At 45.9% G+C, this 21,294-nt stretch carries 21 protein-coding genes; 7 read left to right on the forward strand and 14 right to left on the reverse strand.

From position 1 onward, the window contains the following. Positions 1-11: 11 nt before the first annotated feature. From DESAL_RS11015 to DESAL_RS11050, 8 genes are all read right to left on the reverse strand, one after another. Positions 12-1,346, reverse strand: a complete 1,335-nt coding sequence (locus tag DESAL_RS11015; protein ID WP_015852063.1) for a sigma-54-dependent transcriptional regulator — start codon at positions 1,344-1,346, stop codon at positions 12-14. A 15-nt stretch (positions 1,347-1,361) separates the two neighbouring features. Then, complete coding sequence (locus DESAL_RS11020; RefSeq protein WP_015852064.1) at positions 1,362-2,858, reverse strand: PAS domain-containing sensor histidine kinase; 1,497 nt, start codon at positions 2,856-2,858, stop codon at positions 1,362-1,364. Positions 2,859-2,979: 121 nt separating this feature from the next. Then, positions 2,980-3,669 (reverse strand): hypothetical protein, encoded by a 690-nt coding sequence (locus DESAL_RS11025; RefSeq protein WP_015852065.1) that lies wholly within the window; start codon positions 3,667-3,669, stop codon positions 2,980-2,982. A gap of 1 nt (position 3,670) precedes the next feature. Continuing rightward, entirely contained in the window at positions 3,671-4,951 is a 1,281-nt protein-coding gene (locus DESAL_RS11030) for a sulfite exporter TauE/SafE family protein (protein WP_015852066.1), read from the reverse strand. 72 nt (positions 4,952-5,023) lie between these two features. Continuing rightward, positions 5,024-5,395 (reverse strand): response regulator, encoded by a 372-nt coding sequence (locus DESAL_RS11035; protein ID WP_015852067.1) that lies wholly within the window; start codon positions 5,393-5,395, stop codon positions 5,024-5,026. Further along, positions 5,382-5,783: a response regulator gene (locus DESAL_RS11040; protein WP_015852068.1), complete on the reverse strand. Its 402-nt coding sequence runs from the start codon at positions 5,781-5,783 to the stop codon at positions 5,382-5,384. The genes DESAL_RS11035 and DESAL_RS11040 overlap by 14 nt, the downstream gene beginning before the upstream one ends. A gap of 18 nt (positions 5,784-5,801) precedes the next feature. Further along, positions 5,802-6,233, reverse strand: a complete 432-nt coding sequence (locus DESAL_RS11045) for a response regulator (protein ID WP_015852069.1) — start codon at positions 6,231-6,233, stop codon at positions 5,802-5,804. After that, the gene (locus DESAL_RS11050) at positions 6,202-7,968 is read right to left on the reverse strand and encodes a sensor histidine kinase (RefSeq protein WP_245543739.1); all 1,767 of its coding nucleotides are present in this window, start codon (positions 7,966-7,968) and stop codon (positions 6,202-6,204) included. Before DESAL_RS11050 ends, DESAL_RS11045 begins: the two co-directional genes overlap by 32 nt. Positions 7,969-8,525: 557 nt before the next feature. Here DESAL_RS11050 and DESAL_RS11055 point away from each other — a divergent pair. Then, positions 8,526-8,912: a response regulator gene (locus tag DESAL_RS11055; RefSeq protein WP_015852071.1), complete on the forward strand. Its 387-nt coding sequence runs from the start codon at positions 8,526-8,528 to the stop codon at positions 8,910-8,912. 20 nt (positions 8,913-8,932) lie between these two features. Here the strand turns inward: DESAL_RS11055 and DESAL_RS11060 are convergent, their stop codons facing one another. After that, positions 8,933-11,533, reverse strand: a complete 2,601-nt coding sequence (locus tag DESAL_RS11060) for a PEP/pyruvate-binding domain-containing protein (RefSeq protein ID WP_015852072.1) — start codon at positions 11,531-11,533, stop codon at positions 8,933-8,935. A gap of 441 nt (positions 11,534-11,974) precedes the next feature. Between DESAL_RS11060 and DESAL_RS20495 the strand changes: the two genes are divergently transcribed. Beyond that, a complete protein-coding gene (locus DESAL_RS20495) occupies positions 11,975-12,622 on the forward strand; it encodes a peroxiredoxin-like family protein (RefSeq protein ID WP_015852074.1) in 648 nt (215 codons plus the stop codon). A 193-nt stretch (positions 12,623-12,815) separates the two neighbouring features. On the opposite strand, the gene arsB is transcribed toward DESAL_RS20495, so the two are convergent. From arsB to DESAL_RS11090, 5 genes are all read right to left on the reverse strand, one after another. Next, positions 12,816-13,892: an ACR3 family arsenite efflux transporter gene (gene arsB, locus DESAL_RS11070; RefSeq protein ID WP_015852075.1), complete on the reverse strand. Its 1,077-nt coding sequence runs from the start codon at positions 13,890-13,892 to the stop codon at positions 12,816-12,818. A 259-nt stretch (positions 13,893-14,151) separates the two neighbouring features. Next, entirely contained in the window at positions 14,152-14,496 is a 345-nt protein-coding gene (locus DESAL_RS11075) for an ArsR/SmtB family transcription factor (RefSeq protein WP_015852076.1), read from the reverse strand. A gap of 70 nt (positions 14,497-14,566) precedes the next feature. Then, on the reverse strand, positions 14,567-15,265 hold the full coding sequence (locus DESAL_RS11080; RefSeq protein ID WP_015852077.1) for a cytochrome c biogenesis CcdA family protein: 699 nt from the start codon (positions 15,263-15,265) through the stop codon (positions 14,567-14,569). Between the two features lie 4 nt (positions 15,266-15,269). Then, positions 15,270-15,695, reverse strand: a complete 426-nt coding sequence (locus DESAL_RS11085; protein ID WP_015852078.1) for a thioredoxin family protein — start codon at positions 15,693-15,695, stop codon at positions 15,270-15,272. A 19-nt stretch (positions 15,696-15,714) separates the two neighbouring features. Then, the gene (locus DESAL_RS11090; protein WP_015852079.1) at positions 15,715-15,945 is read right to left on the reverse strand and encodes a thioredoxin family protein; all 231 of its coding nucleotides are present in this window, start codon (positions 15,943-15,945) and stop codon (positions 15,715-15,717) included. 341 nt (positions 15,946-16,286) lie between these two features. Between DESAL_RS11090 and DESAL_RS20065 the strand changes: the two genes are divergently transcribed. The 5 genes from DESAL_RS20065 to DESAL_RS11110 all read left to right on the forward strand — a co-directional run bounded on the left by DESAL_RS20065 (position 16,287) and on the right by DESAL_RS11110 (position 21,292). Beyond that, positions 16,287-16,454, forward strand: coding sequence for a 4Fe-4S binding protein (locus tag DESAL_RS20065; RefSeq protein WP_081434594.1), 168 nt, complete (start codon positions 16,287-16,289; stop codon positions 16,452-16,454). A 3-nt stretch (positions 16,455-16,457) separates the two neighbouring features. Beyond that, positions 16,458-17,117 carry a nitroreductase family protein gene (locus tag DESAL_RS11095; protein WP_049760020.1) on the forward strand — a complete coding sequence of 220 codons (660 nt, stop codon included), beginning with the start codon at positions 16,458-16,460 and terminating at the stop codon, positions 17,115-17,117. Positions 17,118-17,226: 109 nt separating this feature from the next. Beyond that, positions 17,227-18,123 (forward strand): phosphatidylserine decarboxylase, encoded by an 897-nt coding sequence (locus DESAL_RS11100; protein ID WP_015852080.1) that lies wholly within the window; start codon positions 17,227-17,229, stop codon positions 18,121-18,123. Between the two features lie 515 nt (positions 18,124-18,638). Beyond that, on the forward strand, positions 18,639-19,721 hold the full coding sequence (locus DESAL_RS11105) for a hypothetical protein (RefSeq protein WP_015852081.1): 1,083 nt from the start codon (positions 18,639-18,641) through the stop codon (positions 19,719-19,721). Between the two features lie 29 nt (positions 19,722-19,750). Next, entirely contained in the window at positions 19,751-21,292 is a 1,542-nt protein-coding gene (locus DESAL_RS11110; RefSeq protein WP_015852082.1) for a TolC family protein, read from the forward strand. The last annotated feature ends 2 nt before the right edge of the window (positions 21,293-21,294 follow it).

Genomic DNA, 21,294 nt, shown 5'->3' on the forward strand with positions numbered 1-21,294 from the left:
TAAAAACCTTGTTATTCCTGCTCTTCCATGCGCTTTAATTTTTCACGTAGAGTCTTACGGTTTATGCCCAGTATCTCGGCAGCGCGGGTCTTGTTATTATCAGTCATAATCAGCACATTTTTTATATGCTCCTGCTCCACTTCTGCCAGAGAACGGTCAACACGTTCTTCCATCGGCAAACTGAAACGCATATTAGGGGGCAGATCCGTAACCTCAATCGGATCATGGTCCACAATAACCACCATCCTCTGAATAAGATTTTCCAATTCTCTTACGTTTCCCGGCCATGAATAATTACGTAAAGCAGTCAGGGCCTCGTCCGTAATACTTGGTGTGGGACATTGCATGGTCTTGGAAAATTTAACCAGAAAATTACTGATCAAAATCAGAATATCATCACCACGCTCGGCAAGAGACGGCACAGGGATATCCACTACGTGCAACCTATAGTAAAGGTCCTCACGAAATGATCCGTCCTCAACAAGTCGTTTTAAATCCTTGTGCGTAGCGGCTAAAATACGGGTATCTACCGTATGAACAACACTTGACCCAACTTTACAGTATTCCTTGGATTGCAAAATACGCAAAAGCTTGGCCTGCATGTTTGGGCTGGCATCACCGATTTCATCAAGAAAAACAGTACCACCATTAGCTATCTCAAAAAAACCTGCTCTGGCCTCTTTCGCCCCGGTAAAAGCACCTTTAACGTGTCCGAAAAGTTCACTCTCAACCAAAGAATCAGGTATTGCAGCACAATTGACCGGAACGAAAGGTGCCGCCCTGCGGTCACTGTGGTAGTGCACAGCTCTGGCGACCAACTCCTTACCCGTACCGGAATCACCGGAGATAAGAACGTTGGCATTAGTTGCAGCAGCTTTACCGATCCTGCGAAAAACAAGCTGCATACCGGGAGAATTTCCGACAATACCATAAGTTTCATCCGGGACCTCGACCGCTTTGAGTGCCCGCCTGCGGTGAACACGTTCAACGATGCGGTCCATTGCCCCCTGCAACTCCTCAGAAGTGAATGGCTTAGGCAGATATTCGCCTGCACCATCCTTTATGGCTTCCACTGCACCGGATATTGACGGGTATCCGGTTATCATCATTAATTCCACATCACGATGGTTCTCACGCACGTGCCTGATCAAATCCAGACCTGTGGCCTGAGGCATCCTAAAATCTGTTATGACTATATCTATTTCATGTTCTTCAAGCAGAGACAGAGCCTCGTCCACCCGCAAACAAGTTAATACATCGTAACCTTGTGATTCAAGATTGCGCTTGAGTACTTCCAGTGTACTTTTGCTGTCGTCTACCGCGAGAATCCTAATCTTTTCGCTCATCTTCCATCCGTGCGGCTATTCAACCGACTGGTTATTTTGCAAACAAGGCAAAGCTATCTCAAAACTGGTTCCGTGCCCATATTCGCTTTGCACCTGAATCAATCCTTTATGGGCTTTTACGATTCCCAAAACAACTGAAAGCCCCAACCCGGTTCCCTTATCAACGTCCTTGGTAGTGAAAAAAGGATTAAAAATCTGTTTTAAATCATCAGCATGAATACCCGGTCCATTATCGTCCACAATGATATACACGTCATTACCATCACTGAGAGTCTTTATGGTCAACACCCCGCCTTCATCCATAGCCTGAATGGCATTGGCAGCCAAATTGACAATAACCTGTTTGATATGCCGGGGGTCAGCAGACACCAGTGGAAGTTTTTCATCAAATTCACAACGAATCTCAATATTACCGCGTTTAGCTGCAGTCCCGGTTATGCGCAGAGCATCTCGAATAGTCTGATTTAAATCTGTTGGAATAAATTGAGGCGGCAACTGCCTGCTGAAAAACATGATCTTCTTTATGATCTCACGCGCATGCAGCGAAGAATCAACTATATTATCTAGATCCATGCGCACCTGATCAGGCAGTTCAGGAGTCTGCAATGCAAGCTGTGCATAACCGAGGATATTAGCCAACGGTTCATTAATCTCATGCGCTACTCCGGCGGAGAACTGTCCGATCTTGGCTAACCGATCCGCCTGGCGCAACTGCTGCTCAAGCTCCTGCCGGGCAGTCTTAATCTCTTTTTTCGCTACAATTAGGCCGATCTGCTGTGCCGTTGTGACCAACAATTCGTTTTCATCTTCAAGAAAAATGGATTCCCCTTTTCTCTTATGACCTGCATATTCTACGGACACAGTGATAGAGCCGCGTATCTCCGGACCGGACTCAATCGACTCAACTAAAACATTCTCCGTCTTATAGTACCCTTCTGTTTCCCAACAAAGATTGCCGATACGCAAACGAATATGGGTCTTATCCGGATTTTGAAATCCAGAAGGCAGCAGATTTACTATCTTTCTAAGGGTCTCTTTTAAATCCAGATCGCCGTCAGCCCCGAGCTTACTGATCTCATATAGGCAATTAAGCTCCTTATTGCGTTCAATCAGGTTGAACCGCTCCCGAAGCAGACCATTCTGGCGCCGCATGTGCTCGGTTACATCCTGTCCTACACAAAGGATGCTGATTGTACTGGAATCCGAATCAGTTAAGGCTTTCAAATTCCAATCAATATAAATTTTTTCTCCACTTCTGGCCCTGATACTGCCGGAAATTCTGGAAATATCCTTTTTTCCGGCCTTATCCAATACCTCTTTGCGTGAATCAGCACGCTGTTCCTGAGGTATAAAGGTCTCAAACCAATCTTTGCCGGCCAATTCCTGCATGGAATAACCGGACAACGATTCGAGCATGGAGTTGCCGTGAATGATAACACCGTCCAAATCAAGTGTGACCACAATGCCATGACTCAACTGCATTATAGTGTCATAATATTCCTGAAGATTCATAATTAAAACCTCATGTTCAAGAATACGGCAAAGTTATATGTGAGTAAAGTATGAACGGACGATCCGGCAAGGAAGGAAGCCGGACCGCCCGCCACATATCTTAGGAAATCATCCGGACTTCCTAATGCCCAAGATTCAGACCCCATCCTTCGAACACAAACAGGATGGCGAATCCGTACCACAAAGTATAAACCACATAGAAGATCAGAGAGAAGATAACCAGACCGAGCTCATCAGTTATGTCGAGAGGCTCAATCTCATAATAGTTGTATGCTGTCTCAACTGCCTTCTTCATTACGGTAGATGTTACCTTGGCAACTTTAAACTCTTCCTGACCGTTCAGAGCCTTTTCCATCAGCCCCAGAGAAGTCCACCAGTTAAAAGTGGTCCTGCGAGCCTCTACACCGTACTTACCTTCGAGGGCTTCTGCATCGTTATGATACATGAGTTCCGCATCATCGAGGCTGGCGTTAAGTATATCCACAACAGAACCGGTAACTTCAAGGGCCTTTCCATTTAAGCTTACCTTTACCCCGGCTTTTTCAAACAGCTTGGCAGACTGTTCAGCCTGTACACCAGTAGTATAGGTCAGCTTGAGAGTCAGATCCTTTTTAACCGCAGGGTCTTTCACTTCATCACGCAGCGGAGCCACGTAATTTACAGACCCCTTGGAGATTGAGTTGTACATGGCATCGAGATATGCCATCGCATTCTTTCCGTCGAAAATGGGCTGGAACATCACAGCAAGTACGATAAAGAAAGCTGCGAGAAGCGCCAGACCGCCAGAGAATTCTTTTTTGTTAATAATCATCTTAGTGTGCCCCTTCTGCCTTAAGATTCTGGATATTCTTCAAGAAAGTACCGATAACCCAGACCGAAAAACCGCCAATTACTACAAAGAACGCCCAGATACCTATGGTGTTCAAAGTGTCGCCAAGGGCCGGAGAAATCGGGATGTATCCCATTTCACCCAGCTTTCCGGGCAGAGCAAAAATACGGTTAACGAAACCGGCCAGAACAGCCATGGCGTAGAATCCACGAATGGTAATACCGGGAACAACCTTAGTTACCAGTGCGCCAATCTGAATACCGAGCAGGGAACCAAGCAGCATACCCATTGCAAGAGTATAGAAGATGAACCCGTAAATGGCATACTGGGAAATAGAGGCGAAACCTGCGGTAAAAACAATCTGGAAGATATCAGTACCAACAGTTGTCATAGAGGATACGCCAAGCACGTATACGAAGATGGGGAAGGTAAGGAAGCCTCCGCCGACACCCATGATACCTGCGGCCAGACCTACCAGTGCACCGGAGAGGACCAAAAAGATCCAAGAGATCTGACGTCCGCCGGGAGTAAGGTCCTGATCGAATTTTACCATAGGCGGAAAGTTAACGGATTGCAGAGACTTACTGAGAGCACCCAGCTCTGCTCCTTCTCCGCCGCCGTGCGCGCAACCACCGGAACCGGCTTTGCGGGCTTTCAGGTAGTCAAACATGGCGTAGAAGCCGAGGAATCCGAGCATTAACGAATAAACAGTAGTAATAAACGCATCGGAAAGCACGGGGTTAATTTCATAAAGAACACGGTTGATAATACCGCCCGCAGTGGCTCCGACAATTGCACCGATAAGGAACACTACCGCCAGAGGCACAGACACGTTACCCATCTTGCGGTGGATGACACTACCCATAATCGCCTTAGCGAAAATGTGGAACAAGTCAGTACCAACAGCCAGAATACCCTTAATACCGGCACTCATAAGTGCGGGGGCGATAATAAATCCACCGCCAGCGCCGATACAGCCGGTAATCAGTCCTGCACCAAGACCGATGGCTATCGACACCATAAAAATGCCGAAGCTGTAGAATGCGGGGCTATACGCTTTTTTGCCGCCGAGAAGATCCGGAAGAACCGGAGCAATATCATCGGCAAAAGCAATACCGCCCAAGATCACGGGGATCAGCATCAGCCCGAGCAGCATACGTAATTTCTTGCTGCCCATGATCGCCTTTGCGTTATCGATCTCCCAGCGGGCCATGTAACCGGCCCCAGCCATCATAAATTTACCCCATTGATTGAAAAAACTCATGATTATCCTCACAAATTCATTTCTATTGTTACCTTCGCTCCGGCCGGCTTTTCTACACTTGCCACCCGGACCTTAATTACTATTTGCAGCCACACCCTTGATCTTTACGATCAGTTCATCCGCATTAATCGGCTTAAGGAGATACTCGGATGCCCCCATAGCCTGACAGGATATGACAAGATCAGGACTGATATGAGCAGTGAGCATCAAAACCCCAATCTGCGGATAAAGTCGCTTTATTTCTCCAAGAAGCCTGATTCCGTCCCTGCCGGGCATTTTGACATCAAGCAGAACAACATCCATCACTTTAAGCCTAAGCGTCTCCATGGCTTCATTTGCGCATGAAGCCGTGCTGACATCCACCCCCCGCCTCTCAAGCCTGCAAGCAAGCACGCGGGAGAAATCAACTTCATCGTCAACCAGAAGAACTTTAATCCTTTTCATGGACATCCTCCTTCCGGATACATACCTGCCGTACTTTTTCTAACAGCAGTTCGAAATCGACCGGCTTAGACAGATAATCTGCAACTCCCAACCTGATGCTCTCAGCTGCGGCCTTTTCACAGCCATGACCGGTAAGCATCAAAACCGGCAGTTCCGGAGCAAGCATCTTGAAAACTTTTAAAATTTCGATTCCATCCATGCCTTCAAGCTTCAGATCAAGGACCGCGACATCAAACTCTTTTTCGCGGAGCATTCTCACTGCATCTTCACCGCGGTATGCGGTCTCAACAAGAATGCCCCGCCTGCTCAATCGTTTACGCAATACCTCCGCAAAGCCGACCTCGTCGTCGACCATGAGCAGCTTTATTGCCTTGTTGTCATTCCTCATCTGAACACCATCGGCCCCTTAAGCCATACGATTGGTTATCTCATCGATACGAGCCATGGTTTCTTCATCTTCATGCTCGTGATACAGCTTCATAGCTGCACGTATTTTTTCAACGAGATCATCAATTGAACACGGCTTCATAAGATAATCGAAGGCTCCGTTCTGCATGCCGGTTATTGCCGATTCCACTGTTGCATGACCGGTGAGCATAATTACTTCGACCAGGGGAAAGTCCCTTTTGATTTCCTGCAACACGGTGAGCCCATCCTTATAGGGCATCTTCACATCCAGAATGACCACTTCAATTCCGGGATTCTTGCCCAGCATACTCAGGCCTTCATCACCGCTGTATGCTTTGTGGACAGTCATGTTGCGCCGCTCAAGCCTCTTAGACATAGCTTCTACAAAAGCTTCCTCATCATCCACGAACAGAATGGTTGCGTTCGTCATGATCTTCCTCCTTGTTGTATTCATGAACATTTTCGGAATGAGGCAGGGGTAACCAGATATTAAAACGGGCTCCCCGACCCAAGTCGCTTTCAACCTCTATTTCGCCGCCCATTTGATGGACAAGTCCGTAACAAATGGACAGTCCCAGTCCGCTCCCCTTCCCCACCGGTTTAGTGGTGAAAAAGGGATCAAAAATTCTACCAAGATTGGCTGCCGGAATACCGGGGCCCGTATCTGCAATTGAGACCAAAGCATGCTCATTCTCAGCATGGCAGCTGATCATAAGTTTTCCACCCTTGGACTCCATGGCCTGAATGGCATTGTTGATCAGGTTCAGAAAAACCTGCTGCAACTCTGATACAGAGGCCCGGACCGGGGGCATGCCTTTATCCAGATCAAGCGAGAGCTCCACCTGAGCATAACGGGCCTGCTGCATTGAAATTTCAACAATCTCTTCAATAAGACCCGGAAGCTGAACATCAGCGACACGAGAATCGGTCTGACGAGCAAAACTGAGCAGCTTATGGGTGATATCTTTGCAACGTCCACCCTGAGTACGGACCTGTTCCAAAGCTCTGCTGATCTCTGTGTAACTGGTGATCTCACCTTCCTCGTCTTCCAGCAGATCCTGAACCCAACCGGCTTCTTCAATCATTATGGCAACCGGATTATTGATTTCGTGCGCTATACCTGCTGCCAACTCACCAATGGAGGCCAGCTTTCCGGTTTCCACCATCTGCCTGTTCATCAGCTCATTTTCTTCATCAATGGCCTGAAAACGGACGACCAGTTTTCTGGAGAGATAAATGGCCATCACGACAATCGCGATTCCTCCGGAAAGGAAAATAGCCAAGGTAAAGGATTCACTGCGGATCATGGCGGAAAAAGCATCACTTGCATCCTGCTGGTAGACCAGCTTCCAATCTCCATCCTTAAGTTGGGAAGAAACCGTCACGTATTCTTCCCCGTCACTGCCATGAGAAAGCTGCACAACAACTCCATCCTCGGCCTGAAAGCGGCGCACGGTCTCATAAGGAGTCAGCACCAAATTGCTTTCACGGTTAGCCGGCGGCTTGGTCTGAAAAACTCCACTGCGATTAAGTATGTATGCGTATCCGGTCTCACCGATGCGAATGTTCTCGACAAGATGTGAGAATGCCAGGAAATCTATTGTTGCACGCAAGGTCCACTGGCGTCCGTCAGGATCAGCTCCGCCCTGTTCGCTGTTGACTGCAATGATGAAATGCGGGGATTGGCGTAAGCCCATAAACACATCACTGATCCCGGTGACCTTTCCACGGCTGTTCAAATACCAGTTAGCATCAGAGTAATCCGCTCCAAGCAGATTAAATGGGCCGGCATAAGCAACCTGACGGCCACTCTCGTCAACTACCCCCAGATCCACAAAAATGAGTCCGTACTGCTGCTGCATGAACTTGAGAGTTTTTTCCAGAAACAGCGGATCAGTAAGTTGGTCATAGGAATAGGCCCGGGTCAGAAACTGAAGCTCGGCCTGCTTCTCTCTCAGAAAGTTGTTAACGTTGTCTTTATGCTTATCCACCACCTCTGCTAAATGGGCGTAGACCTTAGCGCGGTAGATGGAACGAAATTGGTCGAAGATAAGGCCGCCCACCAAGATCAACGGTGCAATGGATACCGTGATCACTATGAGGGCGACCTTGCGGGAAAGCTTGTCGTATGAGGTCTTGTTTTCAGTCTGCATATTCGTTTCCATTCTTTTATCTGCTTAAGGCTACGGCCCCCGTTGAAGAGGGTGGTCCCTAATGCCCCAGAGCAAACGCTGTGCCACACTACGAGCTGGACACTTTGGCCCCACCTAGAGGTCTTAATGGAATAACATGCTGAAATAATGAATTTTTAGTCTAAAAAACAGGTATGCAAAGCTTATTCAAGCGCAAAAGAGCATCGGAACTAAAAAGCCTGTTTTGCTCACAATTAATCCCTATCGATACCTTTCACCCCGTGCGGTACAAATTGTGCCAGCACCTCCAAAAGAGGACATCTCCCCCTCGTCTGTTACTAAATTCACAAAGATGCAGATATTGAAAATAAACACACTGGCACAAAATGAACCACTGACTGGGGAAGTACAGGATAGAGGCAAATTCCTAATTCATATTAGATAGACTTTTTTTGAATACGGCTAAAAAAAATGTTCAAGGAGATATGCGCTAAACCCAGCCTGCACCGACTGTGTTTGCCGTAAGGAAAAGAGATTTGGCATATAGATTGTAATTCAGACAGCACAGACTTTAAACTACGGGGGAAGACATGGCACAGATTCGAGTACTTATTATTGACGATGAAATAGGTTTTTCTTCAGTCCTCGCCAAAAGGCTAGGCAGGAGAGAGGTAGACGTTAGCACTGCATCCTGTGGCGAAGAGGCACTGCACCTACTTACGCAAAACACATATCATGTAGCCATACTGGACATGAATATGCCCGGTATGAACGGACTTCAGGTGCTTAGAGCTATAAAAAAAGATTATCCCTTTGTGGAAGTAATTCTACTGACCGGAAACGCGGATATAAAAAGTGCGCAAGCATCCATGAATGCAGGAGCATTCGACTTCATTCTCAAGCCTGCCGATACAGAAATTATCAGCAACAAAATCATCGATGCTGCCCGGATTAGCGGACAGCAAAACCGAATATAAATTAACGGGAACTGCTCAGGCTACGTTTCAGAAACTTCATCCTTAACCTCAAACCTCTTGAAGTCGTTAAAGAAACGTTGCCTGTAAGTCTCCACCTGCTTAGGACTGGTCATAATCATATCCAGCTGGCGAGTATGGGTGATCAGATAGCCCAAAACCTTTAGGTGATATTCCATATCCTGACGATCAAGTCCCTCAAGACGCGCATTTAGATTGTCTTCCCGAATGCGGACCCTGAAATCTAGTTCCTCAAGTATCTCACCGATAAATCTGGCCCTCAAAATCCTTCGCTCCGGGTTGGCAGCCCCACCCTTGAATTGGAAACTGGCATAATTCTCCACGGTACGCTCACCCACCAATGACTCCACGGAACAAAAATGGAAACCAAATCGGGATTGCAAACAGCAATAATTTTCCGAAATCATGAAATAATTCTTTTGAGTATACGATGAACGCGAAGCCACATTCAAATTAGGGTTCATGGTCGCTTCGAACATGACCGACATCAGCCCTTTGCCATGAATGGCAGGGGGACCATCCCAGACAACTGCCTGCATACCGGCCCAAAGCGCGCGCATGGGAATGGAACGGACATGCTCCATGAAGACACATTTCTGGTTGATCTCACTCTCATCACTGACACCGTTACCCAAATCCAGAATCCAGAACTGTCTGGGCACGTTACATACCAGCTGTCTTGATGCAGCCGCAATGTGCTCATCGCTGATGCCGAAGCCGAACATCTCACGCACAGCCATTTCATGGCAAAACCTCATAATATCATGATAAGTCCGGCACTTGGACGGCCTGAAGTCTGGAGAATCTGAATCAGTAAGGTTAAGACGGACGATATAACGGGCAGCTTTGCGCAGGGAAGCCTGTACAGGACTACCTTTCATCAGTCGTTTTCGCGGCTTTTCAGTAACTAAAGAATCCATTGAACCTGAATAGACAGCATGGCCATCAGCATCAACTGTAACTATCTGTCCTGATTCGAGTTTTTCAAGGGCATCCTTTACACCGAATAAAGCCGGAACCCCGAATTCTCGGGCAACATTAGCCAGATGCCCGGCCAAACCGCCCTGCTCAGTGATGACAGCGCTGCAACGGTCCAATAGAGCTGCCCTATTAGGCAGAGCCTGTTTGAGCACCATTACCCCGCCATCAGGAAATGAAAGTTTATCCGCGCTCTTACGAATGGCAAACACAGGTCCTATCCCGACTCCGGGACTGGCTGTTTTACCACCAGAAAGCAATGGTGCAGGCAGATCGGGATCACCAAAGGCATGTTCTTCATTGTCGTTTTCAATAAGTAATAGCGGACGGCATTGCAGCAAAACAAAGGTTCCGTCATCGGTAAAGGTCCATTCAATGTCCTGAGGGATTCCGAAAAAATCTTCCAACTGTATGACAGTCTCAGACACCAGAAGAGCCTGATCCTCACTTAACGAAGGTTGAAAAGCTTCCTCTCCAAGCTGGACAGTTGCGCAGACACCTTCAGCTGTATCACATACGAACCTGCTGTTTTTCTCCGCAATTTCGGTCCTCAAGACCTGAGCCGGGTTACCGCGCGATACGATAAATTCATCAGTTTCGGCTGAACCATCCACAACAGCCTTCGGCAGCCCCCACACGGAATAGATGTTAACATTACGGTCACGTACATTCACAGGACTCCGAGAATAAGCCACCCCGGACGAGCTGGCATGTATCATCTCAATACATCCCACACTCATGGCCATATCCTCATCACGCAATCCGCGATTATTGCGGTAAGCCATGGCCTGCAAGGAATATTTGGAGGCCATAACCTCCTTCACCGCATCGGTCAGAGAAGCTCTTCCGACATTCAGTATGGACCGATACTGCCCCGCAAAGGCCGCCCCCTCCAAATCTTCACCGAGCGCACTTGAACGTACAGCCAGATTAACCTCTCTGCCCAACTCTGCGCAGAGAGTGTCGTATGCATCCAAAATCGCATCAGAAAGCTCTTCAGGCAATTCAGTCTCCAGAATCAATCCCATCACCGCTGAAGAAAGCTGAAAAATCTCATTGCGATCATTTAAGTCTGTGGATTGGATACGCCGGTCAATTTCCTTCTGTAGCCCCCCAGAGTTCATAAACAAATTAAAGGCTGCGGTTGAAACCACAAAGCCAGGTGGGATATTCAAATCAAGCTTGGCCCCGGCTTCACCAAGCAACGCCATTTTAGGACCGCACAGATCTATTTGCTCTCTTCCCACATCATTGAGGTTCAAGACCAGATCACCCTCTCCGGTAAGTTGCACAGGCTCAATATGTTCTGCAATTCGTTCCTGTATCTCTTCAAACCTATCATACAATTTGAGATATCCATCCGGCTTAAGCTCATTGAGATATTTGATCATTTGATAGGTTGAGACAGAAATACGAGTGCACTGGGCTCGAACATAATGCATTCCGTATGGAGTATAACCGCGTAAGGCTTCCTCCAACTCAGCTACATATTCATGCATTCTGGTATTGGCTTGGATGAGCATACGAAAACTATTGTAGCGGTCTGTAAGCATCTGCCGGGCTAATTCCGGATCAATACTTTCCTTTTTCTTTTTCCCGAAAGGCAACCAATCAAAGAAACTCATAGGGCAATATCCTTATGGAATTACGAGAACACCGATGCCGTAATTATCGTCTGAAACACATTTCAGACCATACATTTTCAGCACAGAAAAATACAAACATTCACAGTCAGACACATTTCACAGCCTACTGACATATTACCTTCACCACAATCTCCGAAATGAACAGTAAATACCAGTAAACCCGAAATTTACCCTTGCAATATTAGTGCAACACTAACGAAGTCGTCTTCGAAAAACCATCCATAAACGCCACCCGCAGCACACTACGACAAAAAGCTGAAATTCACCGCCTCTCGGAGTAAGTACTTGCTTAAAGAAAAAAGTACGATATTCTTTCAGAACTTCTAAACGAACTCCATCAATTAACCAGATGCCAATGAAAGCTGTAACATTCAAACAAAACAGTTAAAATTAGAAAAATAAACAATACAGGAGAATAAAATGAGTAACCTCCATGAACAACTGGAAGAAATACAAATTAACGCAAAAGCGAACATCCCCACTGCCACCTTCAATACCATGCTTGATGAAACTGCTAAACTTAAAGCTTCAGGGATTGAAGGCAAAGCAGTACAGAACGGCGAAAAAGCACCGGATTTCACCCTCCCCAACCATCTGGGGCAGGATATCAATCTTGGCGCAATGCTTAAAGGAGGTCCGGTTGTAGTCAGCTTCTACCGGGGAGGATGGTGACCCTATTGCAACATAGAGCTGGTAGCTCTGCAAAAAAAACTCCCGGAAATCGAAGCCCTCGGTGCAAAACTCATCTGCATTACTCCTGAAACACCGGACAACACCCTCTCAACAAAAGAGAAGCAGGGGCTGTCGTTCGAAGTACTCTACGATGCAGGCAACAAGATTGCTGAATCCTACGGACTGGTATTCACCCTCAGTAACGATTTAAAAGAAATCTATAGCGGTTTCGGAATAAACTTAGACGTCCAAAACGGCGACGACACTTGGGCTCTACCGTTACCTGCCACTTACGTCATAAAATCTGATGGAACCGTGGCATACCATTTCGCTGATGCGGATTACACCAAACGTCTCGAGCCGGAAGAAATCGTAACAGCCTTGAAAAATCTGTAATCTTCCCCACAAAAAACAAGACGCTGCCTGTTTATTACAGGCAGCGTCTTTCATTAGATCACTGGTTACAACTTCTCTGCGAATCAAAGGTGGGAGTGTTTATAATATAGGAAATGGAAACACGGTGTAGAAATACCTTATCCGCAACATGCAACCGTGATCACCGATCCTGCGGTACATACAGGACCGAGATTTATTCAAATGCAGGTTTTACCCCTTGGGCCACTCCGGAGAAGTACTTCCGTTTGAAATGCAGGGCGACATTAACCAAGGCTATAAGGACGGGCACTTCCACCAATGGTCCGATTACAGCTGCAAACGCTTCCCCGGAATTTATTCCGAAAACCGCAATGGCGACCGCAATGGCAAGCTCGAAGTTGTTGGAAGCTGCGGTAAAGCTCAGAGTAGCAGCCTGCTCGTATGTAGCATCCGCTTTGTATGAAAGGTAAAAGGAAACCAGAAACATAACCAGAAAATAAATTGTCAGGGGAATGGCAATACGAATTACGTCAAAAGGAAGCTCAATAACCTTATCACCCTTAAGCGAAAACATGACCAAAATAGTAAAGAGCAGAAATACAAGGGTCAACGGGCTGATGCGGGGAATGAAATCTTTTTCATACCACTCCTTGCCCTTTACTCTTATACCGATAAAACGGGTCAGCATTCCGGCGATAAACGGGATTCCCAGATAGATGAAAACACTCTCCGCAATCTGGCCGATGGAAATATCCACTACAGCACCTTCAAGGCCAAACCATCCGGGCAGGACAGTCAGGAAAACATACGCATATACTGAAAAAAAGATCACCTGAAAGATAGAGTTAAAAGCAACCAGTCCGGCACAGTATTCGGTATCTCCCTTGGCAAGATCGTTCCAGACAATAACCATCGCAATGCAGCGGGCAAGACCGATCATTATCAATCCCACCATATATTCGTGGTATCCGGACAGAAAGGTAATCGCTAAAGCAAACATGAGCACTGGGCCGATAATCCAGTTCTGAGCAAGGGAGAGCAAAAGCACTTTATAGTTTCTGAAAACCTTACCCAGCTCTTCATATTTTACCTTCGCCAAAGGCGGATACATCATCAGGATCAGCCCGATAGCAATGGGGATATTAGTGGTTCCCACCTGAAAAGAATTAATAACATCCTTCATTGCCGGATAGAAATATCCACACCCCACCCCGACAAACATTGCCAGAAAAATCCACAAGGTCAGATACCGATCCAGAAAAGATAACTTTTTAATAGTTGACTCAGCCATATTAACTCCAATTGATAATGTTTAAGCACCCATAATTTAGTCATGAAAAAGCATTGGACCTTGGCGCAACATATCCGCATATGCGGATATGTCAACACATAGAAATTTAATCATCTAAAAGTATGAGAACACGAAAAAGAAATGTGATGGATAATAACTGATCAGGAGAAAGGGACCATTGTCATACTAATATGCACGACCAAAGGCCTGAAAAGGGAATGGACAAAAAAAGGCCGTTTCAAAAAAAACGGCCTCGTAATTAACAACTTTCGGTTACCTTGGTTTCAAGATAGCTGCACAAACGCTTATAATCCTCTTCGGCTTGGGGGACTTGCTGGAGACCTTCACGCAGAACCTCCAAAACACGACGCTGAATTGAATCTTCCGGTTCGGCCAGACTGTAATAAACCCACTTTCCTCTTCTTACGCCGGTCACCCATCCTGAATTTTTCAAGAAAGACATGTGACGGGAAACCTTGGATTGCGGAAGATCTAAACCTTCCATCAAATCACAAACGCACAATTCTCCACGCTCAAGCAAACGGATGACCCGTAATCGGGTTGGATCAGAGAGGGCTTTCAAACATTCTGCTATTTTTTCCATACCGAAGTTTTATGCGCTTACACAAATATGTCAACATACATACAGCTAACAATTTATCCAAAAATAAAGCTCATAAAACAGGACGAATCACAAAATACAAACCCATCAATCCGACAGTTACCCCGGCCAGCTTGCGAAAAACACTACCACCCTGCTGCCAACTGCTGCTTTCAATCATACGTCTGACCAAAGCAGTGGAACTCCCCGCAACAGCTATGGGTAGGCAATGACCTATTCCGAAGAGAACTATAAGCAGCATTCCGACTGCAACATCGCCCTGCACGGTAATAATCGCCAGAATAGGGGCAACAAAACCAAAAGTGCATGAACCGGACAGGATACCATATGCCAAACCAAGTACAAAAGCACCGCTGTATCCTTTCAACTTAAGATGCCCCATCAAGCTGCCGGATATGGAACATGTTGCTAGACCAAGCATATCCGCAGCTACCCAAAGCAGGATAAGCCCAACCAAAACCGTCCACCAAGGCCCAACATCGCCCATCATCCGGCCCAAAAAGGCACAGGTAATACCGATCAGCGCGATGGTTATGAACAGTCCAAGAGTAAACAATCCGGCATAAACCGAGGCCCTGCGCCCTTGCACAAGCTCGTTCTGCCCGCCCACGTAGCCGACAATAAGTGGAATTGAGGCCAGATGGCATGGTGAAAACAAAACACTCACCATGCCCCAAAGAAGACAGCCGAGCTCAGCCCAAGCCGTGCCGCTTACAATCCAGCTGTTAATGGCAACCAGAAACTGATCCATATCCTTACCGGACGCCCAGCTCTTTCAACTTCGCCACAATGCTCTTCTTATCCAAAAAACCTACATGGCGATATTGTTCCTTACCATCAGCATCATAGAATATCTGCGTTGGAATAGAACGGATATTGTATTTAGCCGCCTCTTCGCGATATTCCCATACGTCAATGAAAGCAATTGCGGCCCGCCCATCATACTCCTTGGACAATTCCTCAATCACCGGAGTCATCATTTTACAGGGCACACAGGCGTGGGCACCGATATCGACCATAGTTACCATGCCGGTAATGGGAAGCTCATGCGGTTTACCTGAAATTAGATCGGAAGCTGCGATTCCTGCCGTTTCACGGTCCTCAGCATCTGCGCTGCATGCGCCAAGGCACATTCCCAGAACCAGCAGACAACCTATCAAAACAAAAATTCTCTTAGGCATGCTTACTCCTCAAGCTTGATTATTTCAGCCACTTGAGCACTTCATTCTTACTGGGCACCTTGCCCATAACCTTTACTTCACCATCTATAGCAACTGCAGGAGTGGAAAAAACACCCATCATGGCAATTTCCTGAAAATCGCTGATTTTTACGACTTCAGCCTGAATCCCACTTTCTGCAACCGCTTCCTGTACAATCTTTTCCGCCTTGGCACACTTGGGACAACCGGGTCCGAGAACTTGAATTTTCATGTCATACTCCTTTTATGTTTATATTTGGCAAATTAACCAAATACTAGGCAATGTCAATAAAACACAGCTAAATAGCATTCACAATATTCATTTTAATTTTACAAATAATAGTATGGACAAGATTAATTGTTTTACGCGTTACAAACTATAAGTTAATTAATCACTGTTTTTAGCATAAAAGATCAGACAATTAAGAAAACAATTATGCCCGAAACTAATGATAGAAATTTTGATTTTAAGCTTCTGACATTTATCTGATGACACAGGAAAATAGTTCTTTATAATATTTGGTGAAACTTGCGCCCTAACCTACATAAACTCAATAACGACAAGGGAAAATTATGCTCAATTTCAAAGTAAACGAAGACCGCTGCATCCGGTGCGGTAAGTGCATCACAGACTGTCCCCCCATGTGCATATCCATGCAGGAAGGAGATTTCCCGGTAATTCAGGACGAGAACAAATGCCTGCGCGTCTGTCTGGCTATCTGTCCTACTGCCGCCATATGAATCATGGGCGTAAACCCTGACAACAGCATTGAACTGCAATACGAACTGCCCACCGCTCACTCCATGGAAGCCCTTATCAAGGGTCGACGCTCAATTCGTAAGTACAAAAAGAAAGCCCTTGATGAAAAAACCATCACAAAGCTGCTCGAAACATCTTTTCACGCACCTACCGGAGTCAACGCACAAGGCGTATTCTTCACCGCCACTACCACGGCTGAAGCAACAGAAGAATTGCGCAAAGAGATCTACACCAAAGTCGGCAAGCTGCTTAGCAATTCAGACTTTGATGAAAACGACATGCGCTTCCAGTACCTGAAAATGGCACATGGAGCATACACTAACCATGATATGGATATCATTCTTCGCGGCGCTCCTCATATTCTCGTTGCCAGTGCATCAAATAACGTCCCCCTGCCTAAGGAGGATTGCCTGATTGCCTTAACAACTTTTGACCTGCTTGCTCAATCCATGGGGGTCGGAACCCTGTGGGACGGCATGCTCAAATGGTGCGTAGACGATTTCTTCCCCGAGCTGGCCGGAAGACTAGGAGTGCCCGAAGATCATGCTATCGGATACACAATGATCTTCGGACACCCGGCAGTACAGTATCAACGCACAGTACAGCGCACCCCGCCTAGAATAAATCTCGTCAGCAAGTTCTAGATCAGAAAAACGAAGGACTCATATGAGTTCTTCGTTTTTCTTTATTGACGCACCACCCTTCAAGTGCTATCAATCGCCTCAATCCAAAAGAACAAACACGAGGCACAATATGGATTATATAGAATACATTGATCGCGAATCGGGACAACTTCAAAAAGAAACCGTTCCTGGAGAAGGATGGCTGAAATGGCTTTACCACAATCCATTAGGGAAACTGGCCCTGCACGGGATAGTTAAAAGAAAGTTTATATCCAAATGGTATGGCAAAAAAATGGACACTGCGGACTCAAAAGCAAAAATCCCCGGTTTCGTAAAAGACTTGGGGATCGACATGGATGAAGCCACCCGTCCGGTGGAAGATTATGATTCATTCAACGACTTCTTTATCCGCGAACTTAAGCCTGAAGCCAGACCGATTGATAATGCTCCCGACTCAATAGTTTCTCCGGCAGACGGTAAAATACTTGCCTTCGAAAACATCCGCGGCCTTGATTCCTTTTTTGTAAAAGGGCAGCAATTTTCACTTGATAAATTCCTGCAAAACAGCATGCTCAGCAATAAGTACGAAGGTGGAACACTGCTGATCATTCGTCTTGCACCGGTTGATTATCACCGCTTCCACTTCCCGGCTGAAGGTAAAGCTTCTGCTTCCACCCTTATCAACGGGGAATATTTCTCAGTATCACCTTATGCAGTTAAGAATATGCTTAACGTATATTGGGAAAACAAAAGAGAATACAGCATCCTTAAAACTCCAGCAGCTGGAGACATTCTACTTTGTGAAGTAGGCGCAACCATGGTCGGTTCCATTGAACAGACCTACACGCCTGATAGTGACGTCAAGAAAGGTCAGGAAAAAGGATGGTTTAAATTCGGCGGCTCAACCGTCATAATGCTTTTGGAAAAAGACAAAGCTCAGATTGATGCCGACATTCTCGCAAACACAGGTAACGGTTTCGAAACCAGTGTTAAAATTGGAGTACACATAGCAACAATCCGCGCTTAGATTTGAGTAAAAAAGAGAAATAAGGATTATGCATCCCCTCACATAATCCTTATTTTTTAGACACTTAAAAACATACATTCATTAATGCATTTTTCTCTTGCAATAAGTATTAAGAAAATATAGGGAGGGGCTTCACATTTGCTTAGAAATAATGTAAATATATATCTTCAGTAGCACAATTATATAACAAACAATACAAGCTCTATTATTAATACAATTTCACCGATCCGGGGAGGGAGTCTGTGGAAACCACTTTTCTTTATGTTCTGGACATCTTACGTCCAGAACACACCCTATTCTCATGCAAGATTGAACAACCTTCAATCGCCTTCAAGCATCGTCACCGTATTTCCTGCTAAAAGCAATTATACCCGAACATTCAATCGGTATAACTGCCCTAAAATCGTATTATAAACTTTCTTTAGAACTTTTCATTTGATTATAATTCTTTTATAGCGATGTAGTGTCGAACTGGCATTATTTTCTAGATAAGAACAAAAAGGAATTGAACAGCAATGGCTTACAACAGCAATAAATATAGACTATATTTAACTTTATCAATCTTCGTACTTCTTGCAGTTATCATCAGCGTGGTAATTAGTTTTGCCTTTTTGAAAACTCTCTTCGCTACATCAGAAATAATCAACTCCATTATCCTTACTGTATTTGCAGGGAGTGTCTTCACAGCCTTCCGCTATATCTTTTCGGTACGCAGAGATATGAAACTTTTCGCAGCCTTCACTGACTGGTGCGAGAAACCTGAAGAAAGCACCTTTGAATTGGATGATTTGAACAAAGGATTGCTCGGAAACGTACTTGTTTCCATAGGTTGCTCCATTAAAGAAAATGGCGTGCTGATCGTTAGATCGTCCAGTGACAGCCGTTCCATTATAGAAAGCCTTGAACAAAATATTTCTTCACGTTCATCCTTGATTTCTTTTCTGAGCGGATTTCTTGTCCTGCTCGGCCTCATGGGAACTTTCCTTGGACTGACCCTGACCCTGCAATCAATGGGTGACATCCTTTCTACCCTTGCCGGAGGTCTGACCGACTCCAGCGACACTTCCATCATGCAGGTTATGATTCAGCTTATTGTTGAATTGAAAACCCCGATGGCAGGAATGGGTACAGCTTTTTCAACCTCTCTGTTCGGTCTTGCGGGCAGTGCTGTTGTAGGTGTTCTTTCTATCCTTATTGGTCGCATGCATGACCAGCTCAAACAACGTCTTGAGAATTGGCTGAACGAAAAAACAGAATACGCTGCAAGCAAATCCGGCAATGCAGGCACAGTTTCTCCTGATCTGGACCTGGGCAGCCAGATGGCAGCGATCTCCACCCAGTTAGAAAAGAACAACGTAGCGTTACTTGAATCACTTGAAAACACTAACAAGTTCCTGTTGAAACTGACCCTGCTTCAGCAACGCTCAGCCGAAGCTATTAATACTGTTCAGGATCAGTCTATGGAAACCACCAAAGAAATCGGTCTCGGCAATGAACTGACCGGAAGACTGATCAAAGAGTCGCGCCAGATGGTCACCGCTTTGGAAAGGAGCATCGAGACCATGAATATTATGAATGAAAGACATCATAAAAATTAAGCTGTTACTAAATACTTCGGGTGAAAAACATGTCTGCGCATATGATTAAAAAATTTGGAACAGCTTGCATTCTTTGTACACTCCTTACCATTCAGAGCAATGTTTCTTTTGCTGATAACTCCACAGAAGGCACCCCTCCCCAGCCTGTAGTGGAAACCTCAATGGAAACAGTAAGCCTTTCTGATCTGGAGAATAAGAATAAAGAATACAAAAATGCTGAAGATATTGAATCCTTTAAACAGGGAGTCATCAAAATTGAAGACCCCGGTGTAAAAGGATCTTCCTTGCAGGAAAACAGCCCAAATGCTGCAAATGCAACTACCCTGACCTTGCAGCGGGCTTGTGAACTGGCTGTGGGCAACCATCCTTTGGTGGCATCATCCCGGTATTCTTTGCTTGAAAAGACTGCCGAGTACGGCATGGCCCGTCAGGTTTACATGCCTAGGATCGACTTCACTGCACAGGCTGGTCCCTCGCACAATCTTGACACCGATACCACCAGCTACGGTCAATCCTCTGTAGCCATGACCCAGACCTTCTTCAACTTCGGCGGTCTCGATGACAGCGTAGACAGTGCAAAGATGAAGGCGGTAGGTGCCAAGTACCGTTTGGCACGCACACAGGAAGACATCGCCGCCCTTGCCATCAACTCCTACCTGAGCGTGATGCAGGCGCAGGAAACCTTGCAAGTCTACAACAACTCTCTGGAATTCTATAACAAACTGTTGAAGACTTTCTGGGAACGCTACAATGCCGGTATCTCCTCCAAGGCTGATGCCCGCAAAGTGGAAGTATCGCTGCGGTCCACAGAATCTCAGGTAACTGTACAGAAGCAGCAGCTCAAGACAGCCAGACTGCTTCTTGAAAACATCATCAAACAGCCGGTTAATGAAGTTGAAACAGACATCTCAATGGCTAAGATGGAAATTTCAGAAACCCTTGAAGGTGCCTACGAAATAGCCAAAGCCAACAACGTAAACCTCAGGGCTTACGATGCTGAGATTGAATCACAGAAAAAAGCGGTTTCCACTGTGGAAGCCAACTACTACCCCTCTTTCGGGTACAGATTACAGGCCAAAAGTGAATTTAAGAAATATGACGGTTACGAAAATGCTCTTGATGCACAGCTCACCGTCAACTGGAACCTGTTTAACGGCTATGCCACAGATGAAGGCGTAAAAAGGGAAGAAGCCGTCCTTAAAAGATTACAGGCTACCAAGGAAGCAACTGAGCTTGAGGTTCAGAACATTCTTTCCGATGCCTTCAATGCTTACAAATCATCTGAAAAAGAATTTGAACTTGCCCGCGATGCCTATGACGCAAGTATCAACCTCATGAGCCTCTATTTGAGCGAGTTTGATCTCGGCATCAGAACCCTTCTTGATCTTATTACCGCCCGCGAAGGGCAAACAAGCGCAGCTGTGCGCGAAGTAAATGCCCGCTACGCCAGAATCCGTGCGGCACTCAACATTTTTCTCGAACAAGGCAGACTCCCCGAAATTCTGGGGCTCCCGGTGGAAGAAGTTCCATTTGAAAACAGTAATTCTCTCTACTCTGCTAAAGGTGAATAATC

The organism is Maridesulfovibrio salexigens DSM 2638 (assembly GCF_000023445.1).
Classification (GTDB): Bacteria; Desulfobacterota; Desulfovibrionia; order Desulfovibrionales; family Desulfovibrionaceae; genus Maridesulfovibrio; species Maridesulfovibrio salexigens.